This is a genomic window from Shewanella sp. VK101, assembly GCF_056497865.1.
Genome location: NZ_CM151402.1, coordinates 2015244 through 2035577, shown reverse-complemented (window position 1 = coordinate 2035577; position 20334 = coordinate 2015244). Strand labels below are relative to the sequence as shown.

The 20334-nt window shown below is 49.0% G+C and carries 20 protein-coding genes and 2 pseudogenes; 13 read left to right on the top strand and 9 right to left on the bottom strand.

From position 1 onward, the window contains the following. Positions 1–235 precede the first annotated feature (235 nt). The 3 genes from ACSHSR_RS09260 to ACSHSR_RS09250 all read left to right on the top strand — a co-directional run bounded on the left by ACSHSR_RS09260 (position 236) and on the right by ACSHSR_RS09250 (position 2819). Complete coding sequence (locus tag ACSHSR_RS09260; RefSeq protein ID WP_101055824.1) at positions 236–1300, top strand: 3-deoxy-7-phosphoheptulonate synthase; 1065 nt, start codon at positions 236–238, stop codon at positions 1298–1300. Positions 1301–1496: 196 nt separating this feature from the next. Continuing rightward, positions 1497–1928, top strand: a complete 432-nt coding sequence (locus ACSHSR_RS09255; RefSeq protein WP_025011189.1) for an acyl-CoA thioesterase — start codon at positions 1497–1499, stop codon at positions 1926–1928. 225 nt (positions 1929–2153) lie between these two features. Next, a complete protein-coding gene (locus ACSHSR_RS09250) occupies positions 2154–2819 on the top strand; it encodes a response regulator transcription factor (RefSeq protein ID WP_044734632.1) in 666 nt (221 codons plus the stop codon). A gap of 23 nt (positions 2820–2842) precedes the next feature. Here ACSHSR_RS09250 and ACSHSR_RS09245 read toward each other — a convergent pair whose 3' ends face one another. From ACSHSR_RS09245 to ACSHSR_RS09235, 3 genes are all read right to left on the bottom strand, one after another. Beyond that, complete coding sequence (locus tag ACSHSR_RS09245) at positions 2843–3304, bottom strand: hypothetical protein (protein WP_025011191.1); 462 nt, start codon at positions 3302–3304, stop codon at positions 2843–2845. Positions 3305–3467: 163 nt separating this feature from the next. Continuing rightward, positions 3468–4304 carry an S-formylglutathione hydrolase gene (gene fghA / locus ACSHSR_RS09240; protein WP_221052140.1) on the bottom strand — a complete coding sequence of 279 codons (837 nt, stop codon included), beginning with the start codon at positions 4302–4304 and terminating at the stop codon, positions 3468–3470. A 10-nt stretch (positions 4305–4314) separates the two neighbouring features. Continuing rightward, entirely contained in the window at positions 4315–5439 is a 1125-nt protein-coding gene (locus tag ACSHSR_RS09235) for an S-(hydroxymethyl)glutathione dehydrogenase/class III alcohol dehydrogenase (RefSeq protein ID WP_093983116.1), read from the bottom strand. Positions 5440–5571: 132 nt separating this feature from the next. Between ACSHSR_RS09235 and ACSHSR_RS09230 the strand changes: the two genes are divergently transcribed. Next, positions 5572–6465 carry a LysR substrate-binding domain-containing protein gene (locus ACSHSR_RS09230; RefSeq protein WP_062793910.1) on the top strand — a complete coding sequence of 298 codons (894 nt, stop codon included), beginning with the start codon at positions 5572–5574 and terminating at the stop codon, positions 6463–6465. 174 nt (positions 6466–6639) lie between these two features. Here the strand turns inward: ACSHSR_RS09230 and ACSHSR_RS09225 are convergent, their stop codons facing one another. The 4 genes from ACSHSR_RS09225 to ACSHSR_RS09210 all read right to left on the bottom strand — a co-directional run bounded on the left by ACSHSR_RS09225 (position 6640) and on the right by ACSHSR_RS09210 (position 9218). After that, the gene (locus ACSHSR_RS09225) at positions 6640–7143 is read right to left on the bottom strand and encodes a YaiI/YqxD family protein (RefSeq protein WP_255265333.1); all 504 of its coding nucleotides are present in this window, start codon (positions 7141–7143) and stop codon (positions 6640–6642) included. A gap of 148 nt (positions 7144–7291) precedes the next feature. After that, positions 7292–8077 (bottom strand): hypothetical protein, encoded by a 786-nt coding sequence (locus ACSHSR_RS09220; RefSeq protein WP_062793909.1) that lies wholly within the window; start codon positions 8075–8077, stop codon positions 7292–7294. A gap of 14 nt (positions 8078–8091) precedes the next feature. Continuing rightward, the gene (locus ACSHSR_RS09215) at positions 8092–8571 is read right to left on the bottom strand and encodes a hypothetical protein (RefSeq protein ID WP_208135848.1); all 480 of its coding nucleotides are present in this window, start codon (positions 8569–8571) and stop codon (positions 8092–8094) included. A 71-nt stretch (positions 8572–8642) separates the two neighbouring features. Next, positions 8643–9218, bottom strand: a complete 576-nt coding sequence (locus ACSHSR_RS09210; protein ID WP_025887666.1) for a helix-turn-helix domain-containing protein — start codon at positions 9216–9218, stop codon at positions 8643–8645. 129 nt (positions 9219–9347) lie between these two features. On the opposite strand from ACSHSR_RS09210, the gene ACSHSR_RS09205 reads away from it, so the two are divergent. The 7 genes and pseudogenes from ACSHSR_RS09205 to ACSHSR_RS09175 all read left to right on the top strand — a co-directional run bounded on the left by ACSHSR_RS09205 (position 9348) and on the right by ACSHSR_RS09175 (position 17547). Then, entirely contained in the window at positions 9348–10520 is a 1173-nt protein-coding gene (locus ACSHSR_RS09205) for a benzoate/H(+) symporter BenE family transporter (protein WP_028781414.1), read from the top strand. Positions 10521–10732: 212 nt separating this feature from the next. After that, positions 10733–10858 (top strand): annotated as a pseudogene (locus tag ACSHSR_RS09200) (transposase); the annotation flags it as partial. An 87-nt stretch (positions 10859–10945) separates the two neighbouring features. Continuing rightward, positions 10946–11920: a transposase gene (locus tag ACSHSR_RS09195; protein ID WP_101059979.1), complete on the top strand. Its 975-nt coding sequence runs from the start codon at positions 10946–10948 to the stop codon at positions 11918–11920. A gap of 975 nt (positions 11921–12895) precedes the next feature. Continuing rightward, on the top strand, positions 12896–13654 hold the full coding sequence (locus tag ACSHSR_RS09190) for a hypothetical protein (RefSeq protein ID WP_479631442.1): 759 nt from the start codon (positions 12896–12898) through the stop codon (positions 13652–13654). 68 nt (positions 13655–13722) lie between these two features. Next, positions 13723–14175 carry a hypothetical protein gene (locus tag ACSHSR_RS09185; protein WP_479631441.1) on the top strand — a complete coding sequence of 151 codons (453 nt, stop codon included), beginning with the start codon at positions 13723–13725 and terminating at the stop codon, positions 14173–14175. A 2-nt stretch (positions 14176–14177) separates the two neighbouring features. After that, positions 14178–16298: a LodA/GoxA family CTQ-dependent oxidase gene (locus ACSHSR_RS09180; RefSeq protein WP_479631440.1), complete on the top strand. Its 2121-nt coding sequence runs from the start codon at positions 14178–14180 to the stop codon at positions 16296–16298. 67 nt (positions 16299–16365) lie between these two features. After that, positions 16366–17547, top strand: coding sequence for an NAD(P)/FAD-dependent oxidoreductase (locus tag ACSHSR_RS09175; protein ID WP_479631439.1), 1182 nt, complete (start codon positions 16366–16368; stop codon positions 17545–17547). Positions 17548–18085: 538 nt separating this feature from the next. On the opposite strand, the gene ACSHSR_RS09170 is transcribed toward ACSHSR_RS09175, so the two are convergent. Continuing rightward, entirely contained in the window at positions 18086–18574 is a 489-nt protein-coding gene (locus tag ACSHSR_RS09170) for a hypothetical protein (RefSeq protein WP_479631438.1), read from the bottom strand. Positions 18575–18708: 134 nt separating this feature from the next. On the opposite strand from ACSHSR_RS09170, the pseudogene ACSHSR_RS09165 reads away from it, so the two are divergent. Together ACSHSR_RS09165 and ACSHSR_RS09160 are read left to right on the top strand one after the other, a co-directional pair. Continuing rightward, a pseudogene (locus ACSHSR_RS09165) lies at positions 18709–18877 on the top strand (IS4 family transposase); the annotation flags it as partial. A gap of 36 nt (positions 18878–18913) precedes the next feature. Beyond that, a complete protein-coding gene (locus ACSHSR_RS09160; RefSeq protein ID WP_479631540.1) occupies positions 18914–19162 on the top strand; it encodes a hypothetical protein in 249 nt (82 codons plus the stop codon). A gap of 462 nt (positions 19163–19624) precedes the next feature. On the opposite strand, the gene ACSHSR_RS09155 is transcribed toward ACSHSR_RS09160, so the two are convergent. After that, positions 19625–20272 (bottom strand): potassium channel family protein, encoded by a 648-nt coding sequence (locus tag ACSHSR_RS09155; protein ID WP_479631437.1) that lies wholly within the window; start codon positions 20270–20272, stop codon positions 19625–19627. Between the last annotated feature and the right edge of the window lie 62 nt (positions 20273–20334).

The following is a 20334-nucleotide window of genomic DNA, read 5'->3' as shown; positions in this document are numbered from 1 at the left end:
CCCAGGCGGCAGACAAAACCTGCCCGAGTTGAAACTGAGTTACAGAATGGCATTTTCTGGCTAACTACTTGTTACCACAGTGCGAACCCTGAATGGCTCAAGTGGGACTTGACACTTTTTCAAGGCCCACTTGGGCAATTATCGGACAATTGCCACTTTGCAGCTCGGCTCGATTGGTTATAATCCGACACAAGATAAGCGCAAAGCGCTCAAGAAATTTCCCCCGGTATCATGAATGACCATTAAAACAGACGAATTACGCACCTCTCTCTTATGTAAAGTGATCTCACCTGCCCAACTCGCATCTGAGTATCCATTGACTCAGGAAGCCGCAGACTACCTGGTTGAACAACGCCGCGAAGTCGAAGCCATTATTCAGGGTGACGATCCGCGTTTGTTGGTCATCATAGGCCCCTGCTCCATCCATGACACAGAAGCGGCCCTGGAGTATGCCGGTCGCTTGGCCAAGCTGCATCATGAACTCAAAGACGATCTCTGCATTCTGATGCGGGTCTATTTTGAGAAGCCCCGCACCATAGTCGGCTGGAAAGGCCTGATTTCCGATCCTGACTTGGACGGCAGCTTCAGCCCCAATAAAGGTTTGCGCCTGGCCCGCAAGTTACTTCAGCAGATCACCGAGCTGAAACTGCCTATCGCCACCGAGTTTTTGGATATGGTGAATGGTCAGTATATTGCCGATCTCATCACCTGGGGCGCCATCGGGGCCCGCACCACAGAAAGCCAAATTCACCGCGAAATGGCCTCGGCACTCTCCTGCCCGGTAGGCTTCAAGAACGGTACCGACGGCAACATCAATATTGCCGTTGATGCAGTGCGCGCCGCCAGAGAGCCACATATCTTCTACTCTCCGGACAAAGACGGCTCACTGGCGGTCTATCGCACCCATGGTAACCCCTATGGGCATATCATTCTGCGCGGCGGTAAAGCCCCCAACTACAGTGAGCAACATGTGGCCAAAGCCAGAGAGCAGATGGACTCGGTTGGGATCCACTCCGGCATAGTGGTCGACTTCAGCCATGGCAATAGCCAGAAGCAGCACAAGAAACAGCTGGAAGTCGCCGAAGATATCATGACGCAGCTGCGCAGCGGCTCCACCGCCATTGCCGGTATCATGGCCGAGAGTTTTATTGTGGAAGGCAATCAGAAAGTGGTTGCCGGTGAGCCACTCACTTACGGAAAAAGCATCACGGATGCCTGCCTGCACTGGGAAGACTCGGAAAAGCTGCTCAGAGATCTGGCCGCCGCCGCCAAGGAAAGACGCCGCCTGCTAGGCAAATAAGTCGCCCAGATACGGACCACTGAAATGGAATCGCCCCGGTATCTCCACGCTGGAGATGCCGGGGCTTTTTTATGCCCGGATACTTTTGAACATCCAATATTTTTCATGCAGGGCTTTCTGGCTTAGGCTGTCAATCCGCCTTTGGTCGAACTATAATACCGCCCCTGATTTTCCAGCATAACCTTGAGGTTGCCGTATGCCAGAAACGACACAGAGCCAATATGAAGTGGCCGTAGCACGCCGAATTGAACAAGCCGAGGCTCGGGTGATCAAGGCGGTTTTCCCGTCCATTACCAATCATCACAACACACTGTTTGGCGGTGAAGCCCTCGCCTGGATGGATGAAACCGCCTTTATCGCCGCCACCCGCTTTTGTCGCAAGACACTGGTCACCGTCAGCTCTGACAGAATCGATTTCAAAAAACCGATCCCCGCCGGTAGCCTGGCAGAATTGATCGCCCGGGTGATCCATGTGGGCAACACCTCGATGAAAGTCGAAGTGAACATTTTTGTAGAAGATATGTATCAGGATAAGCGCGAGCACGCTATCCGCGGTGTCTTCACCTTCGTGGCCGTCGATGAAGACAGAAAGCCGACCCAGATCTGGAGTGATGATCTGGCCAACTAGGCCCTCACATAATCCTGGCCTGTATCTGGCTACAGGCTTTTTAGGTTTCATTCTGCAACAGTCTTTGCCGCTGAAAAGGCTTTTATTGACCGTCGTTCTCGACTAAAGTCTAAAAGCGACAGTAACAAAAAGTCACTTAAACCCTGATAAAGCAATAGGATTATTTGTCACTTTTCTGTTACATTGACCCTTCTTCAGCGTGCAGAGCCATAATCATAACAAGCCATGAAGCCAGAAAACTTAAATATTATCATCGCCGATGATCACCCTTTATTTCGCAATGCCCTGCGCCAGGCGCTTAACAGCGGTTTATCCAATACCCGCTGGTTTGAGGCCGACAGTGCCGATGCGCTGCAAAAACTGCTTGAGCAAACTCATCAGGGATATGATCTGGTACTACTGGATCTGCAGATGCCGGGCTCCCATGGCTACTCCACCCTTATCCATCTGCGCGCCCACTTCCCCGAACTGCCGGTGATAGTGATTTCAGCCCACGAAGATGCCGCCACCATCAGTCGTGCCCTGCACTATGGCGGCGCCGGTTTTATTCCCAAATCGGCTTCGATGGAAACCTTTGTCGAAGCAATCACCGCAGTAATGTTCGGCGATATCTGGCTGCCTCAAGGCATAGAGTTGGTTGAAATCAATGATGAGGACGAAACCGACAAGGTCGCCGGCAAGCTCTCTGAGCTGACGCCGCAGCAATACAAGGTGTTGCAGATGTTTGCCGAAGGCCTGCTCAACAAGCAGATAGCCTACGACCTGGGCGTATCCGAGGCGACCATCAAGGCCCACGCCACCGCTATCTTCCGTAAGTTGGGGGTTCGCAACCGCACCCAGGCCGTGATAGCGCTGCAGCAACTGGGGATGGAAAAGGTCGAGATCAACTGATCTCACCGCTTCCCAAAGATTTTTCAGTCCTCCATGGCGGCACACTTGCCAAGATAGATGATTTCCGGCGCACCCGGGCACAACACTTCGACACACTCATCGCCGGTGCAGATAAGATGTGACCAGCCTTCGCTGTGTCCATGGAAGAAACTGATTGGGCTTTCCTGCGACCAGGCGTGATCTTTAATCAGGCGGCTGTTGTAACCCTGTTCGTCCCCAAGCTCGCTCAGCGCCTGCCAAAGTTCCAGCAACCCATGTTCATCCAACATACGAAACGCAGTGACCGAGTGGTAATGCAGCCGATAGCGCCCTTCACTCGGTAAATGAAACAGCTCCAGGCTGAGATCGACCCCGGGATGGGGCGTATTTTTGATTTGATAGCGTTTGCCGCCGGGAAGCTGCAACATGAAATCACCGCCCCAGAAGAGCCCGGTGATAAAAAGATCACCCTGCTCGAAGGGTGTCTGCCATCTGCCTATTTTCATGCTCCCTCCCGTTAATCCCTGCGCTCGTTAATTCCCCCTAGACAAAAGTGGGGTAAACAAGAAAGTACTCAACAAGCGGATACCGGGCAATGGCCGCTATAACGCATAAAAAAGCGCCGCCGGGGCAAGCCCTCGGCGGCGCTGCATTTGAGAGGCTCAGCGTTTACAAGCCCAGATGGCTGGCATGAAACTTAAGCTGCTCGTCGATAAACGAAGCAATAAAATAGTAGCTGTGATCATAGCCGGGGTGGCTGTGAAAACTCAGCGCAATTCCGGCGTCAGTGGCGGCGGCCTGCAAGGCCTGTGGCAGTAACTGCTCGGCCAGGAACAGATCACTCTCGCCCTGATCAACCCGCATCGGTAGCCCTTTGGCACCACTTTTTATCAGCTCTACCGTGTCATAAGCCTTCCAAGCCTCCCTGTCGCTGCCAAGATAGGCTGCAAACGCCTTCTGGCCCCAAGGGCACTGGCTAGGATGACTGATGGGGGCAAAGGCACTGGCGCTGAGATAACGGCCCGGATTTTTAAGGGCTATCATCAGCGCGCCGTGGCCGCCCATTGAGTGGCCGGCAATGGCGCGCTTATCCGATACCGGGAAGTGCTGCTCTATCAAGGCCGGCAACTCATCTACCACATAGTCATACATACGATAGTGGCTGCTCCAGGGAGCCTGGGTAGCATTGACATAAAAACCGGCCCCCAACCCCAGATCGTAGGCAGCATCTTCGGCATCGGCCACACCTTCTCCGCGCGGGCTGGTATCCGGACAGACTATGGCCAGCCCCAGCTGAGACGCGAGGCGCTGGGCCCCGGCCTTTTGCATAAAGTTCTCATCCGTACAGGTCAACCCTGAGAGCCAATACAGCACAGGTACTTTTTGGCTATTGGCCTGCTCCGGCAGATAGATGGCGAAACGCATCTCGCAGTTCAAACTGCTGGAGTGATGACGATACTGCTTGTGCCAGCCTCCAAACGACCTGTTGTTACTGATATTTTCCATCAGAAGGTCCTCAGAAGTGGATCACGCTGCGAATGCTCTTGCCTTCATGCATCAGCTCGAAGGCTTCATTGATATCTTCAAGCCCCATGGTGTGGGTGATAAAGTCATCCAGCTTGAATTTACCGGCCAGATAATCTTCCACTATGCCTGGCAACTGTGAGCGTCCTTTGACACCACCGAAAGCCGAGCCTTTCCACACCCGGCCGGTCACCAGTTGGAAAGGTCTGGTGGAGATCTCCTGTCCGGCACCGGCAACCCCGATGATCACTGACTCTCCCCAGCCCTTGTGGCAACACTCGAGCGCCGAACGCATCACATCCACATTGCCGATACACTCGAACGAGTAATCGACACCACCGTCGGTCAAATCCACAATCACCTGCTGAATAGGCTTGTCATAGTCCCTGGGGTTGATGCACTCGGTTGCCCCCAGCTTCTTCGCCAGTTCAAACTTGGATTCATTGACATCTATGCCTATGATGCGACCGGCCTTGGCCATCACAGCGCCAATCACCGCCGACAACCCTATGCCGCCGAGCCCGAAGATGGCCACTGTGGCGCCCTCTTCCACCTTGGCAGTGTTCATTACAGCGCCCATGCCGGTAGTGACACCGCAGCCCAGAAGGCAGATCTCTTCCAGCGGTGCCGACTTGTTGACTTTGGCCAGGGAGATCTCAGGCAATACCGTATATTCAGAGAAAGTCGAGCAGCCCATGTAGTGGAAAATCGGCTTGCCGTCTTTGAAGAAGCGGGTGGTACCATCCGGCATCAGGCCCTTGCCTTGGGTCTCACGGATCTTCTGACACAGGTTGGTCTTGCCGGAGCGGCAGAACTTACACTCACCGCATTCAGGCGTGTAAAGAGGAATAACATGATCGCCCACCGCCACACTGGTGACGCCTTCGCCGACCATCTCCACTATACCGCCGCCCTCATGGCCGAGAATGGCCGGAAACACGCCTTCTGGGTCGTCGCCGCTCAAAGTAAAGGCATCGGTATGACACACACCACTGGCAACAATGCGCACCAATACCTCACCGGCCTTGGGCAACATCACATCCACCTCTTCCATCTTCAACGGCTCACCGGCGGCCCAGGCTACGGCGGCGCGGGACTTGATAAATTTGTCTGTCATTGTCGCTTCCTTCTGTTGTGATTGATTCGGTAACGAACCTCTTGGCTCATAAACCGGATGCCAACATTGTATTTATTCCCAAATAAAAGATAATCAGCCAAATATACAAATCACTTTTACTGAGAAGTAATAATGAACCACTGGGAAGGGATCAGCGAATTTATCGCCGTGGCCGAGAGCCAGAGCTTTACCCGCGCCGCCGAGCGGCTCAACTTGTCTGTGGCGCAGATAAGCCGCCAAATCGCCGCACTGGAGAAACGCCTGGCAAGCAAACTCTTCTATCGCACAACCCGCAAGGTGTCGCTCAGTGAAGAGGGCCAGCTTTATTATCGCCACTGCCGCTTGCTGCAAGATGGTATAGAAGAAGCCGAACGCGCCCTTGGCAGTTTGAAACAAACCCCGCAGGGCTTGCTGCGGGTGACGGCGCCGGTCACTTACGGCGAGCAGTTTATTCTGCCGTTGCTGAATGACTTTCTCTGTCTGCACCCCAAGCTGGATCTGCAACTGGATCTCAACAACAAGACGCTGGATCTGATTGATGGCGGTTATGATTTGGCGATTAGGCTGGGTAAGCTGGCGGACTCCAGCTTGATGGCGCGGCGTCTTGGCAGTCGCCGCAATTATGTCTGTGCCAGCCCGGAGTATCTGGCCAACCACGGCATGCCCCACACTCTGGGCGAGCTGCATCGGCATCAATGTTTACTGGGTAACCACCCTTACTGGCGTTTTATCGAGCAGGGCCAGGAACGTCAATGGCGTTTGAGTGGCCGCTTGGTGTGTAATTCTGGCCCTGGGCTATTGGATGCTGCTCGCAAAGGACTCGGGCTGGTGCAACTGCCAGATTATTATGTCGGCGAGGATCTCGCCAGCGGTGCCCTGGTATCAGTGCTTGAGGCTTACCAGGCGGCGCCGGAGGGTATTTGGGCCTTATACCCACAGAACCGCCATCTGTCGCCCAAGGTCAGCCTGCTCTTGGACTTTTTGCAGCAAGCGCTGCCGGAGGCGCCGGATCTGGGCAAGTCTTGAATGGATGCCCTGCCTTGAATGGATGACAGGTCTTGAGCTGCAGCCAGATCTTAAATAGGAACTGAATTCTGCGTAGGCTCTGAATCCTGCATAGCCGCTAAAATTTCAACTCTCTGAGCTTTCGAGTCCCTGTGATTTCGAATCTCTGTGATTTCAAATCTAGGCTTGGCAGGCTTACCCCTGACGCGTCTTAGCGCGCTGCCAGTGCAGCAGATATTTATCCAGCTCATTGGCAAAGGCCTGTCTATCTGCCTGACTCAACTTGGGACTGCCACCGGTATCTATGCCGCTGGCACGCAGGGTATCGAGAAAATCCCGCATATTGAGGCGGGCACGCACATTGTCGCGATTCAGCAGCTCACCGCGGCTATTGAGCGCCTTGGCGCCCTTGTCTATCACTTCGGCCGCCAGCGGAATATCATTGCTGATCACCAAATCGCCGGCCTGACACAGGCGCACGATTTCGTTATCGGCCACATCAAACCCCTTGGGAACTTGTAAGGTTTTGACACTGGCAGCACCTATTATCCTGAGCGCCTGATTGGCGACAAAAGTGACATTGATGCCGGTACGCGCCGCCGCCCGCACCAACATTTCGCGGATCACTACCGGACAGGCATCGGCATCGACCCAGATTTGTGCCAGGTCTGATGCCTGCTCATTTTGATTCTGCTGCACTCGCGCTCCTTTAGTTTGCAATAAAATTTGCATGCCATTCTATCCCAAGCCACGTATCGGTGCGCGCTAAATCCCCATGCCTACAATCAAGCATTTTGCCCGGGAGCGTATCAACACTTCGCCCTCCTGAGCATCAACTCAAACGCTTTCAATCGTGCTCTTCTGCCAGTTTGGCACACCAGTCATCATACTCAAGCGGCTCGTGCCCACGCGCACCTTGCTCTTCCGTGTAATCGCAATAGTTGCACCACAGCGTCAATGCCCGGCGATAAGCCTCACCACTCAAATTAAAGCGGGATAACGGCACAACCGGTAAAATAGTGGCCAACTCATCAAGCTCATCCAGCATCTGCCAACAGATATCGGCCCGAATACACAAACAATACGGCACTTCATGCAACGCAAAATCCAGGCTTTCCAACAGACTGCGGGCCAAATGCAATGCTGCTTGCTGGCGCAGGAAGTCTGTAACCCCGCTATCGGCCAGTATTTGCTGCAGCAAAATCTCGGGAGACGGATTGTCAATGCCTTCTGCGGCACCCAGTAGCGGCCGCATTTTGATATAAGTATCCTGCAGCCCATAAGCACAGTAGAGCCAAAGTTTTACTCTGGGCTCATCAAAACGTGCCAGCCAAAACGCCTGCAACTTTGGCAGTAATCCGGGGTGGGCCAAGGGCAGTGCCAGTGAAGGACTGTCCAGCTCAAGTTGGCTAACCTCCTCGCTCGCGGCCTGCGGGGCGTTCATATCCGGCTGTGAACGGCAGAGAGCCAACTCGCATAGCGACTCAAGGTAAGATGCCAGCGCCTCACCCTCGAGCGCGTCTATGCGCTCAAGCACGGCTGCCAACTCTTTTTTCCATAAAGACTTAATTCCGCTCGCCCTGGCCTCGAGGTAAGCTCGCCAATCGCCGGCAATATCCAAGTTAGGGATCATTTTCCAACCATAAATTATCTATCACTCTTTGTATAAAAGGCCTGTAGCTCGCTTGAAATCGCATCCTGATAGCTGGAGCTCAAAAACTGGCCCCAGGTTCTGCCCTCTTTGAAAACCTTATTGACTGTATCGACCAAGAAAACGCTTTGCACTATGGCCCATTGATTATCCAATTTGGCTACATAATCTGCCGGGGAGAGTGCTTCTTCACTGATTTTGGGGCAAAAGATAATAACCTGAAGATACAAGCCCCAAACTAGCGGCAAGAATCCCACCTTAAACGCGACTCTGTTCCTTAACTGGCTGATGTAAGTATCCATATCTGAAGGCAACTCAGCCAGACAAACCATAGCTACGGCTCTATTGCTGGCCCAGGTTTGCCTTTTCAAAAGTGCGACGCACCCGGGGATCTTTGCTTCACATCCCTGAACCGGCTTGAAGCCCTGTGCCTTCAAAGCCAGCGCCATGGATTTGCCTACAGCTTTTATCGTCATACTTAACTCTCCGGACAACCACTAGCAGCTAATACTGGGTGTCTCGATTATTGTTGTTTGGCTTGTCGGCGTTACTCAGTGGCAGGCGCTTCCCTGTGGTAGTGGATAAGATCATGAAACACTACGGGTTGATCTCTTAAGTTGCGGTAACCATGTGGTTTATCTGCGGCAAAGCGCACGGCTTCACCCTGCTGTAGTGGCTGCCACTGACCATCGACTAACACTTCCATAGTGCCGCTCAACACGATCACATGCTCGGTCACACCCGCCTCATGGGGCTCGGAGAGACGCTCATAGTGCGGCAATAGGGTAAGTTCAAACATTTCAAAACCAAAGCGAGGCTCAAAGGGAAATAGCGACGCCACTAACATTCCATCGGTTGCAGGCTTTTGGCGTAATGCATCGGCGTTACGAAAGACGGCGCCTTGGCTCTCGGGCATTGGCTCCAGAAAGGTCGAGAGGGAGGTATTAAAACCGCTGGCGATTTTCCACAGGGTAGCAATAGTGGGACTAGATTCGCCGCGCTCAATCTGGCCTATCATGGCCTTGCTTACGCCTGTCTCGAGTGCCGCTTTATCTAAACTCCAACCCTTTTGGCTGCGGAGTTGCTTTAGGGTCGCGGCAAGATAGCTATTGATGGTCTGCATTAGGTTCTGGCGCTTAAAAAATTATTTGTACGTTATAACGCACAGGTGCTATCTTGTCTATCTCGTGCGTTATAGCGCACAAGAAATGGTTCGACGATCAAGGCTAAGGTAGGTAGAGGAGTAAGGATGATGTGGCGCGAGGCTTTAGGACTATCAAAAATATCGGCGGGCTTTATTGCCGTGCTGGTGGGCTACAGCAGTTCGGCGGTGATTATCCTGCAGGCGGCGGATGCCGTGGGCGCGACATCGGCACAAATGAGTTCATGGCTGTGGGCCTTGGGTGTCGGCATGGGGCTCACCAGTATTGGCCTGTCTCTCTACTATAAAAATCCGGTGCTTACGGCATGGTCGACCCCAGGGGCGGCGCTGATGGTCACCAGCCTTACGGGATTAAGTATCCACGAAGCCGTTGGTGCCTTCCTGATTAGCTCTTTGTTGATCACGCTTTGCGGCTTGGCAGGCTGGATGGATAAGCTTATTCGTATCATGCCGCAGTCAGTCGCTTCGGCCATGTTGGCGGGGATTTTACTGCAGTTTGGCTTAGGGCTGTTTCAAGCCATGCAGACTCAACTGAGTTTAATCCTATTGATGTTATTGGTGTTTATTGTGCTTAAGCCCTGGGCGCCGCGCTACATTATGTTGCTTACCCTTGTCGCGGGGATAGGGATGAGTTATCAATTGGATCTACTGAAACTCGATAAGCTTGAGCTGCAATTCGCCGCCCCCGTATGGATAGCGCCAGCGTTTTCTATAGCCAACGTGGTAGGTGTGGCGCTGCCCTTATTTGTGGTGACTATGGCCTCACAAAATATGCCAGGGGTAGCAGCGCTTCACGGCCATGGTTATCGCCCGCCTATCTCGCCACTAATTACCGTGACGGGTCTGATGGGCGTACTGTTTGCACCCTTTGGCGGCTTTGCCTTTAATCTCTCGGCCATTACGGCAGCGATTTGCATGGGTAAAGAGGCAGACCCTAACCCCGCAAGCCGTTACTGGGCGGCGGTGTGGGGCGGAGTATTTTATTTGATAACTGGTCTACTCGGCGCAACAGTCGTTGGGCTATTCGCCGCATTTCCGAAGGAATTGGTGCTCGCGATTGCAGGATTGGCGCTGCTTGGCACCATAGGTAACAGTCTAACCGCAGCGCTTGCGGATAACGACGAACATGAAGTGGTGGTAATTACGTTTCTCGTCACCGCATCTGGCGTGAGTGTATTGGGGATCGGCAGCGCCTTCTGGGGATTATTGCTCGGGTTTTTAATGCATTACTGGCACAAGCATCGCGCGTTAACCACAACTTAAACAGGCAAAAGCTTAGCTGTGGTTAGGTCTAGATTGCAGTTCGCCACCTTAGTTGGAAATAAGAACACGAAAATTGGAAATAAGAGGCAAAATGGAGGCAAAATGGAGGCAAAATGGGGACACCCATAATTCTTGGCGACACCCATAATTCTTGGCAGATTGTTGGCACCTTGTCTAGGCTTGAATGGAGCCTTTGAAAAGGAAAGGATGCCATGCCGAGGCCAAGATATGCTCAAGTCAGTCTTGAGGACACCCCCTTCTATCACTGCATCTCCCGCTGTGTACGTCGCGCCTTTCTATGTGGCGTTGATGACTATTCGGGCAAGAGCTATGAACATGGTCAAAATGGCGACACCCATAATTCTTGGCAGGTTTCTCTCACCTTGTCTAGGCTTGAATGGAGCCTTTGAAAAGGAAAGGATGCCATGCCGAGGCCAAGATATGCTCAAGTCAGTCTTGAGGACACCCCCTTCTATCACTGCATCTCCCGCTGTGTACGTCGCGCCTTTCTATGTGGCGTTGATGACTATTCGGGCAAGAGCTACGAACATCGCCGCGATTGGGTTGAGTCGCGTCTATTGGAACTGGCGGCAGTGTTCGCCATTGACTTGTGTGCCTATGCAGTCATGTCCAATCATCTGCACTTGGTGCTCAGAGTTGACTTGAAAACCGCCACTGAATGGACATTGGAACAGGTTTTACAGCGTTGGCATCTGCTTTACAGTGGAACCCTGTTATCCCAGCGTTTTCTGCGCGGTGAAACACTTTCTGATATTGAATATCTCACCCTGCAACAAACCACTGAAGTCTATCGCCAACGTTTGATGGATATCAGTTGGTTTATGCGTGCGCTCAATGAACCTATTGCCAGACAAGCCAATCGGGAAGACGGATGCAGCGGTCGCTTCTGGGAAGGCCGCTTCAAATCCCAGGCGCTATTGGATGACGCAGCCGTATTGGCCTGCATGGCTTATGTTGACTTGAACCCTATCCGCGCGGGAATAGCCAAAACCCCGGAAGACTCAGACTATACCAGTATTCAACGGCGGATACAGGCCGCGATGCAGGGTGAAAACACACCTGAGCTATTACCCTTTGTCGGCAATGAACGGCTGAACATACCACAAGGATTGCACTTTGAAGCCAAGGATTATCTGCAACTGGTCGATGATACCGGGCGTATTATCCGCCATGACAAGCGCGGCCAGATTACTGCCGGCACAACAACCATTTTGAATCGTTTAAACATCCCCATCGGCAACTGGCTCAAGTTAACGACGGATTTTAGCCGTCTATTCAAGGGGCCGGTTGGGACACTGGAATCTCTTACAGACTACTGTATTCACCTACAACGACGACGAAGGCAAGGGGCTGCTAATTGTCAGAAGTTGTTTAGCTAAATCCCCTTAGTCTTCTCCACCAACTGAGTCGAACTTTGTTCGATTTCAATAATGCCTGAAATTCGAATTTTGCACTCACTTCAATAGTCGAATGGCCTTCAAATGGCCTGAAACACTATTTCCTTTCAATAGAAACACAGTATTTTACAAGCTAGATCACTAGATATTTTTCTCACCCAACATTTACAATCGGTTATTTATAATGGGTGTCTTAATTATTAAGTGGCCGCTAATTGTCAGAAGTTGTTTAGCTAAATCCCCTTAGTCTTCTCCACCAACTGAGTCGAACTTTGTTCGATTTCAATAATGCCTGAAATTCGAATTTTGCACTCACTTCAATAGTCGAATGGCCTTCAAATGGCCTGAAACACTATTTCCTTTCAATAGAAACACAGTATTTTACAAGCTAGATCACTAGAGATTTTTCTCACCCAACACTTACAATCGGTTATTTACAATGGGTGTCTTAATTATTGCATTTACAATGGGCGTCTTAATTATTGCATTAATTATTGCATTAATTATTGCATCTTAATTATTTGGCATTGGGCGCCTTAATTATTGTCGGCGCCTTAATTACTGTCATTATTTGTTATCCGATGGGTGTCTTGATTATCATCTTTCTATCGATTTCTTTATCACTTCCCTATCGACTCGCTTAATTGTTTTAAATCAATCGCTTGCAGCAAGATATTTGAAATCAGCATCTAAATTTACTTGCTTTTCAAGGAGAAAAAATAGCAGACTTAAGTTCTACAAATTTCACCGGTATAAATTGCGCCCCTATCAATTTGAACTATACTCTTTATCTTAAATTAAAAGATAAAGATGTCCCTCGTGCTCATGATATAAACACGGGATAATAAACCATACTAAGCTAAGGATGAGCTTAGCTTTATCTGTTAATAGACAATTTTGAGAGGATTTATGAACAAAACAAGGATGTTGAGTAAGCTCATGTTGACGGTGTTGAGCATGAGCACATTAAGCCTTTTCAGCTTCTCAGGCTGGGCCGAGGAATACTCGCCAACGGCAAACTGTACCGCAGATGCGTCATGGTTTGAAGGTAAATTCAACCCCAAGATCGCTGCCGATAATTTTGATGATTCCACCATATGTGACTTCCATCAATTCTCCTGGCAAAGCTTCATCTGGTTAACCGAACAAGCAGACGAAGGAAAACTCCGCTTTGAAACCTTCTATTCTGATACCGGGATCTATCCTGACAGTCAGCCTGGTAACCATTTGCTTGGAGGTGTCAACCAGGCGGGCTCAAATGGAATTTTAATCGACCAACATGGACGGGCGTTATATACCAGCATGATGATCAACGATATCTACCGCGACTTTGTCATCAAACACAAACTCTATACCCAAAGTGGGATGCAACAAGCTGATAATAAACTCAATTTCCCCAATGGAGCTATGTCACTCAAGGCCGCTTGGAAGATTGTCCAGCCCGGTGAAGACACCTCTGGTTTATATACCACCAAAGCCCCGATACAACTGCTGACCGTCGATAACGGTCAGGTGGTGATCCCTGAGAATGCACAACAGGAGATGACTCAAGTTGCCTTGGTGGGTTTCCATATTGCGGTATACGTCAATAAGCACCCCGAAGCCATCTGGGCCACATTCGAATTTAAAGACAATGCCCCACCTTTGCCAAAGGGCAGTCACCCAACAAAATTGTTTCCGATAAGGACTATCTCTTTTATAAAGCCAACACCTTAGCCAAAGACTGTAATACCAACAACGCCGGCATGAATGCCATATTAAAGCTCGATACCAAGACCCAAACCATGGCTGCAGTGACTCAGACATGTCTGCAATACGCACAAGGAACGGTTGATAATCTGCCAAATCCAAAGAAGGCCAAAGAAAATGTTCAAGCCATTATCAGTCTCAATGATAACGTGCATCAATTAATGCCTAAAGATTCTATCTGGCGTAACTACCTTGAGATAGGTGCCGTCTGGTTCAGTAAAGAAGACCATCTTACCCCAGACTGGAGTCCGAACATGGATCCCGATGCCGAAACAAATTTACTGATTGGGTCTACGCGGCTATCAAATTCCACTATCGAGACCTTCACTCAAAATCAACGCTCAGCCAATGAATGTTTCTCCTGTCACAACACCACGGCGGTAACAGATACTCCGGAAAAAACAGCGCCTCTGGCGGGAAAAAATATCAATACCAGCCACATACTGTTAAAGAACTACCTCAACGGCCACTCAGTTAAAAGGAATTAATTATGACCGTCAGTTTACGCATTCACCCAACTATAGGCTTTGCCCGCGTCGGCAACAGTATGGACTACTACATCGAACCACAAACCATAGCTGCAATGCCGCAACCCGGACAAACACTCACAGGGGGACTCCCCATTAAAGCGGGCACAGACAACACCCCCATTAGCAGCTCAGACATTCGTGACAGCCAGGGACGTCTCAAACGACAAGGTGCAAGGTTTAAAATTTATCAATATCCACAGCAAAACAGCCCAAGTTATCCTGCGCCGCAAGCACAGGAGGTAACCATTGGCAGTAAGGTCGATGGTAAACGCGTCACCGATATCATCTGGACAGTGCATCTTGCCAATAAGAAAGCAAACTGCTGGGAAATGGATGAGAGCGCTAATTTAGGGATCATTCTCTATCAAGATGGCAAGACACCGCCCCTGCGCAATCCCAGTTTTAATCAAACGGACAACCCGGCCGATACTGTACGTCTGCAAAAATTAGTCATTGATGCCGGTCCTCGCACCATAAGTACGAATAAAGGACAGACGGCCCAATTCAACCCAAGCACCCAGGCCAGTTGCTGGGACCAACACACAAATGCAGTTATCCCTCTACCGGACTATCCCCAATCTTACCCAGCAACGGCTGGCAATGATGATCCCAACACTCGTATCGACTATTTAGGAGAGATCCAAACCGAAACCAACGGACGTCTGGTGGTGCTTGGCGGCTTTGGTAAAGCCTGTGGCTTTGATCAACAGGGCAATGCCGATCCCAATGCAAAATTGGATATGGATGTCGATAATAACAACTGGCTCGATGATACCGCAGACGGCCCTGTCACCGCCGTATTGCTCTTTGATGATGGCAGTTATCAGGCACTGGAAAACAGCGCCTGGGTTGTTAGCACAGATCCGGCATATGCGCCGCAAACACTCAATGTTGTTAGCCTGTGGGATGATATCTACACCACCTGGGTAGAAGCATTCAATCTCAACCCAGGCTTATATCAAAATAATGCCTACAACCCTGAGTATGTTCCCGACTTTGCCCAGGACATTCAGCCCATACTGAGGGCGGCCTCCATGCAAATGTGGAACACTAACCTGCCTGACAGTGCCATCAAAAGTCATCGGCAAATCGATAAACTCACTAAAGACAAGCCTCAGTTTGACATCATGTCCTTTATGCGCAAACCCAGCGCAGATGAGAACAATCATCTTGAAGACGGCTCCCCGATGATGCCCCTCTCTCTGGGGGATGCCAATAAGAGCTTTCTCACCTTAAGTAACAGCCAATACTTCCTTATGCAACAATGGGCTAAGGGATTATGTTCCACCTCTGCTCCAAGCATGACAACCCCATTAAATGAGGGTGAAGCCCTGGATAGAGCCGTACTAATGAACTGTTTGGGTGGCCGTTTTAGCCCGGGTATCGATCTCACCTTTATCGTACGGGACACTAAGCTGTATAACGCTGACTGGCAAAACCCGAATATTGGCCCCTTTAGAATCAATCGCCAGCCATTAAATTATGCCGTCGCCACTAAAGGCAGCCCTTTTCTGGGTGTCGGCTATGTTCCGCTGCGCAGCCACCCCATACAACCGGGGGATTTATGTAAATTTATGGCCATTCCCTGGCATACGGATTATAACTCCTGCGCCACCCATACCCCCGCGCCTAATCCGGGTGGAGTTATCACAGAAAGTAATATCTACGGTGGTAATATCAATACCAGCCTGTTTTGGTCCTGGCCTGCCCAAAGACCCGTTGCCGTTTACACCTATGAGGATGTAGCCAAACGCAATGATAACACCCTGCCATTACAGCGTTACTCGGTCAGGGGACAAGGCACCAGTGCCAGTGGACAACAACTCACCTTCAATGCTCAGGGTAAATTAAACAACTCACCCGCTTCTAATGTCGGTCGATATCAGGATCGTCACGGGATCCTCAACAACTGGCAAAATATCGGTGTCGTGATCCAAGGGGCCGCCATCGATGGATACCCGGCGCATTTAGACCCTAACTATTACCTGGAAGTCCAAAGTGGTTTTAGCCAAGACGACAGCAACCTGGTTATGCCTTGGGACAATACGGTTACCGACCCTGTCTATCCACCAGAGAAGTAATCCCAAAATGCTCTGGCCTGCATCAACTGCAGTGCCAGAGCAGCAAAATAGATAGATAAAACAGCCTATGAATAATTATTCAGCTTCAGCCACTGCCACTCAAGTTGCCATCATAGGTGGTGGTCCAGCCGGTTGCTGCTGCGCCATTCGCTTAATCCAACAGGGGATAGATGACATTGTCATCATTGAGTCTTCTGATTATCAGCAGTTTCGCATCGGTGAGAGTATTCCCCCGCAAACCAAACAGCTGTTTCATCAACTCGAGATCTGGTCAGCATTTGTCAAGCAGCAACACCAACCCTGCTATGGCAGTCGCTCATGGTGGGGAGATAATCGCAATGGCTTTAACGACAGCTTGCTCAGCCCCTATGGGCATGGCTGGCACCTTAATCGCCAAAAATTTAATCGCTTTTTAGCCGAGCAGGCACAAAGTGCAGGTGTAACCTTGTTAACCCAATGCCAATTTAAAACTGGCAAGCTTATCAATGACAAACACTATCATTTAACGCTTGATAGACAGGGCGCTGAACATCAACTCAATGCCAAGTTCGTTGTTGATGCCAGCGGAGCACGCGCCAGCTTCGCCCAAACCCAGGGAAGTAAAAAACAATCAAACCATGCCCTGGTGAGCCTGGGACGCCGCTTTATCATCACAGATAAACACTATCCTTTGTCACAGCAAACACACCTTGAAGCTGTTGAAAATGGCTGGTGGTATGCGGCCCGTCTGCCAAATGACAGAGTACTGATAAGCTTAACGACGGATCCCCAAACAGCTAAAACACTCAAGCTTCATGCGACAAACAACTGGCTCGATATCCTGGTTAACTCTCCCAATACCAAGGCGCTGCTGCAGGGAGTCACTCCCGAAGATCCCCAGCCTAAACGCTATCCAGCCTCCTCATTTTGTTTAAACCCTGCCACAGGCAAAAACTGGCTTGCCATTGGTGACGCTGCCTGCACATTCGATCCCATCACCTCAGGCGGGATCATCAAAGCCATGGCCGACGGTGTCACCTGCGCAGATATCATCGCGGGTATATTCAAAACATCAGGTCATGACACTCACCATGGTCTGATGCAATATCAGCAAATGCTCATCCAGCGATACCAGCATTATCTGGCCATGCGTGCTCATTACTATCAGCAGGAAAAACGTTTTTTAAACAGACCCTTCTGGCAAAAAATGCAGGCTATGAGCCCCCACAAGATTCACAGCGAAATGGAACTACTGGCCAATTTAACGTAAATAGCGACGGCGAATAGTAGATCACTTGTCGTTGTACTCGTGATTTCCAAAGAAACCCGATGCCGCAAGGCCATTCCTTGATATCCCTATCGTTAGACATTCGAAAATTTATTCATATTAGACATTGTGTCAGTGCGTCCTGAAAGGAGATACCCCTTGTCTGGTGTGGAATCACTGGATGTGTTGCTGTATTAAGATCGGCTATTTAGCAAATGTCCACTGGCCTTTACGTTAAATAGAACTAAATAAAACCGCCCCATAATTCTTGTACTCGCTCCTATAACCGAACATCCATCAAAGGCTTGAAAAACAAAGTTCTTTCAATGGAAACATCTGCCTTTCTGTAACACAGACATGACTAAAGCTTTTACTCAGCTAATTGTGGGTGTCCTTGTTGCCCAGCTAATTGTGGGTGTCCTTGTTGCCGTCCTTGTTGCCGTTTCAAAGCCTAGTCAAAGCTGTGTGAAACATCAAAAAGGTATGGCTGTCCTGTATTTTCTGTGGGTGTCCGTGTTGCCTGACTAGAGCCTTTACTCAGCTAATTGTGGTTATCCTTATTGCCATTGTTTGTTATGCCAACCAGATTATCATAAAATTCATTTATTAATTTTTTTATCTGATTAAAGTCAGATTCTGCCTCAAAACCATCACGGTCAGAGAAATACACCTTCATCATATCATTAGAAAATGAAACCTTAAAATGAGCTATTGAGTTCCTTATTTTCCTACTAATTTCAACTTTATTTCCACATGAAGGAACCTTGACCTTAATATATTTAAAAATTAGATCATCAAGCAACTCAACATCTAATTTACCCTCATAATTTATTAAAATAATAGAATATAAATTTGATATTAAAAACATATTATTAAATATATAATGCGGATACATGTTCAAATCAACATTACCATCAAATAATGATAAAAAATCAGAAATCTTCATATCTTTAATTCTTGGATCACTAGAAAGAATTTTTGATAAAAAACGCCATGTTATTTCAGTACCATAATTATGTATCTTTTCCATTTTTCACCTCAAATCACGCATAACGCCCGCCTCTAGGGAATCCCCAGATAATTCCCTTTTTATTCAATTCAGTAGACACGCATGGTGTTGATTGATCTAATTGATTTCGCCAAAAAACTACCAGATCCAACACCATGCGTGATGTCCATATCTTACACGATTTACTCAAAAAGCAATGCCCGCAAATGCATCAAAAACGGTTTAATTCTCTGATGGTTGCTACAGAAGCGTTACTTGATGGCAATCAGTTGTCACTGACTCAGCTTGGTCGCAATATCTCTGGTGCGGTAGCGCCAAAGCACATTCGATCCCATCACCTCAGGCGGGATCATCAAGGCCATGGCCGACGGTGTCACCTGTGCAGATATCATCGCGGGTATATTCAAAACATCAGGTCATGACACTCACCATGGTTTGATGCAATATCAGCAAATGCTCATCCAGCGCTACCAGCATTATCTGGCCATGCGTGCTCATTACTATCAGCAGGAAAAACGTTTTTTAAACAGCCCCTTCTGGCAAAAAATGCAGGCTATGAGCCCTCACAAGATTCACAGCGAAATGGAACTGCAGGCCAATTTAACGTAAATTGCGACGGCGAATAGTAGATCACTTGTCGTTGTACTCGTGATTTCCAAAGAAACCCGATGTCGCAAGGTCGTTCCTTGAAATCCCTATCGTTAGGCATTCGAAAATCCATTCATATCAAACACCGTGTCAGTGCGTCCTGGAAGGAGATACCCCGTGTCCGGTGTGGAATCACTGGCTGTGTTGCAGCATAAGCATCTGTTAGTTCGCAAATATGCACAGGCCTTTACGTTAAATAGAACTAAATAAAACCGCCCCATAACTCTTGCACTCGCTCCTATAACCGCCCCCCCCCTCACAAGGCTTGAAAAACAACGTTCTTTCAATGGAAACATCTGCCTTTCTGTAACACAGACATGACTAAAGCTTTTACTTAGCTAATTGTGGGTGTCCTTGTTGCTGCCTCTTGAGCGAAGCGAAAACGCCAAGCGTTGCGAATCACTCTTAAATGCTTTGCTAGTTTTATTTTTTACTCAGATATACAGCAAAGCAAACCACAATTAATGAAAAACCACATAGAACTTCATAGACTGTCAAAAACTGAGGAAACCAATGAATCGGTGTTATATCACCGTAACCTAACGTAGTAATAGTAACACCACTGAAGTATAAAGCATTTACTATGTCATCTGGATGAGCGGTTGGTTTCCAATAATTCAATGGTTGAATTATATACAACATTGCAAAGTTTATAATTAGCTCAATATAACTTCTAAACGCCAAAACTAATCGGTGATGCATTTCTATTGGTTGATTACCAAGTGGTTGTTTTATCGCCCCATTTATTTTTTCCGGTTTGTTATCCGTTGGTGGTTTAATTTTGTCATAGGCGTCAAAGAGAAATGCATAAAACACCTCTGAACAGCGCGACAACAGAAAAACCGACCAAAACCAAATTAGAGATTTATTACTTGTACTTAAAGTCTTTTCTGCATCTAAATGCAAATAAATCACAAAAATAAGAGAAGAAACTGACACAATAAAATAAAGCCAGTTTAAGGCTCGAATTACTGCTTGCTTGTAACTATAATAACGGTTTTTCAATAACTTAGCTAAAAGGTAAGTTGGAGAGAACAAACCAACTAACAAGATAGACAATTCAAAGTGCACATTACCCTCCTGATAAAACTAACGCCTAAATCAAGGGCGCCGAAGGCGTCCCTTGAATTACT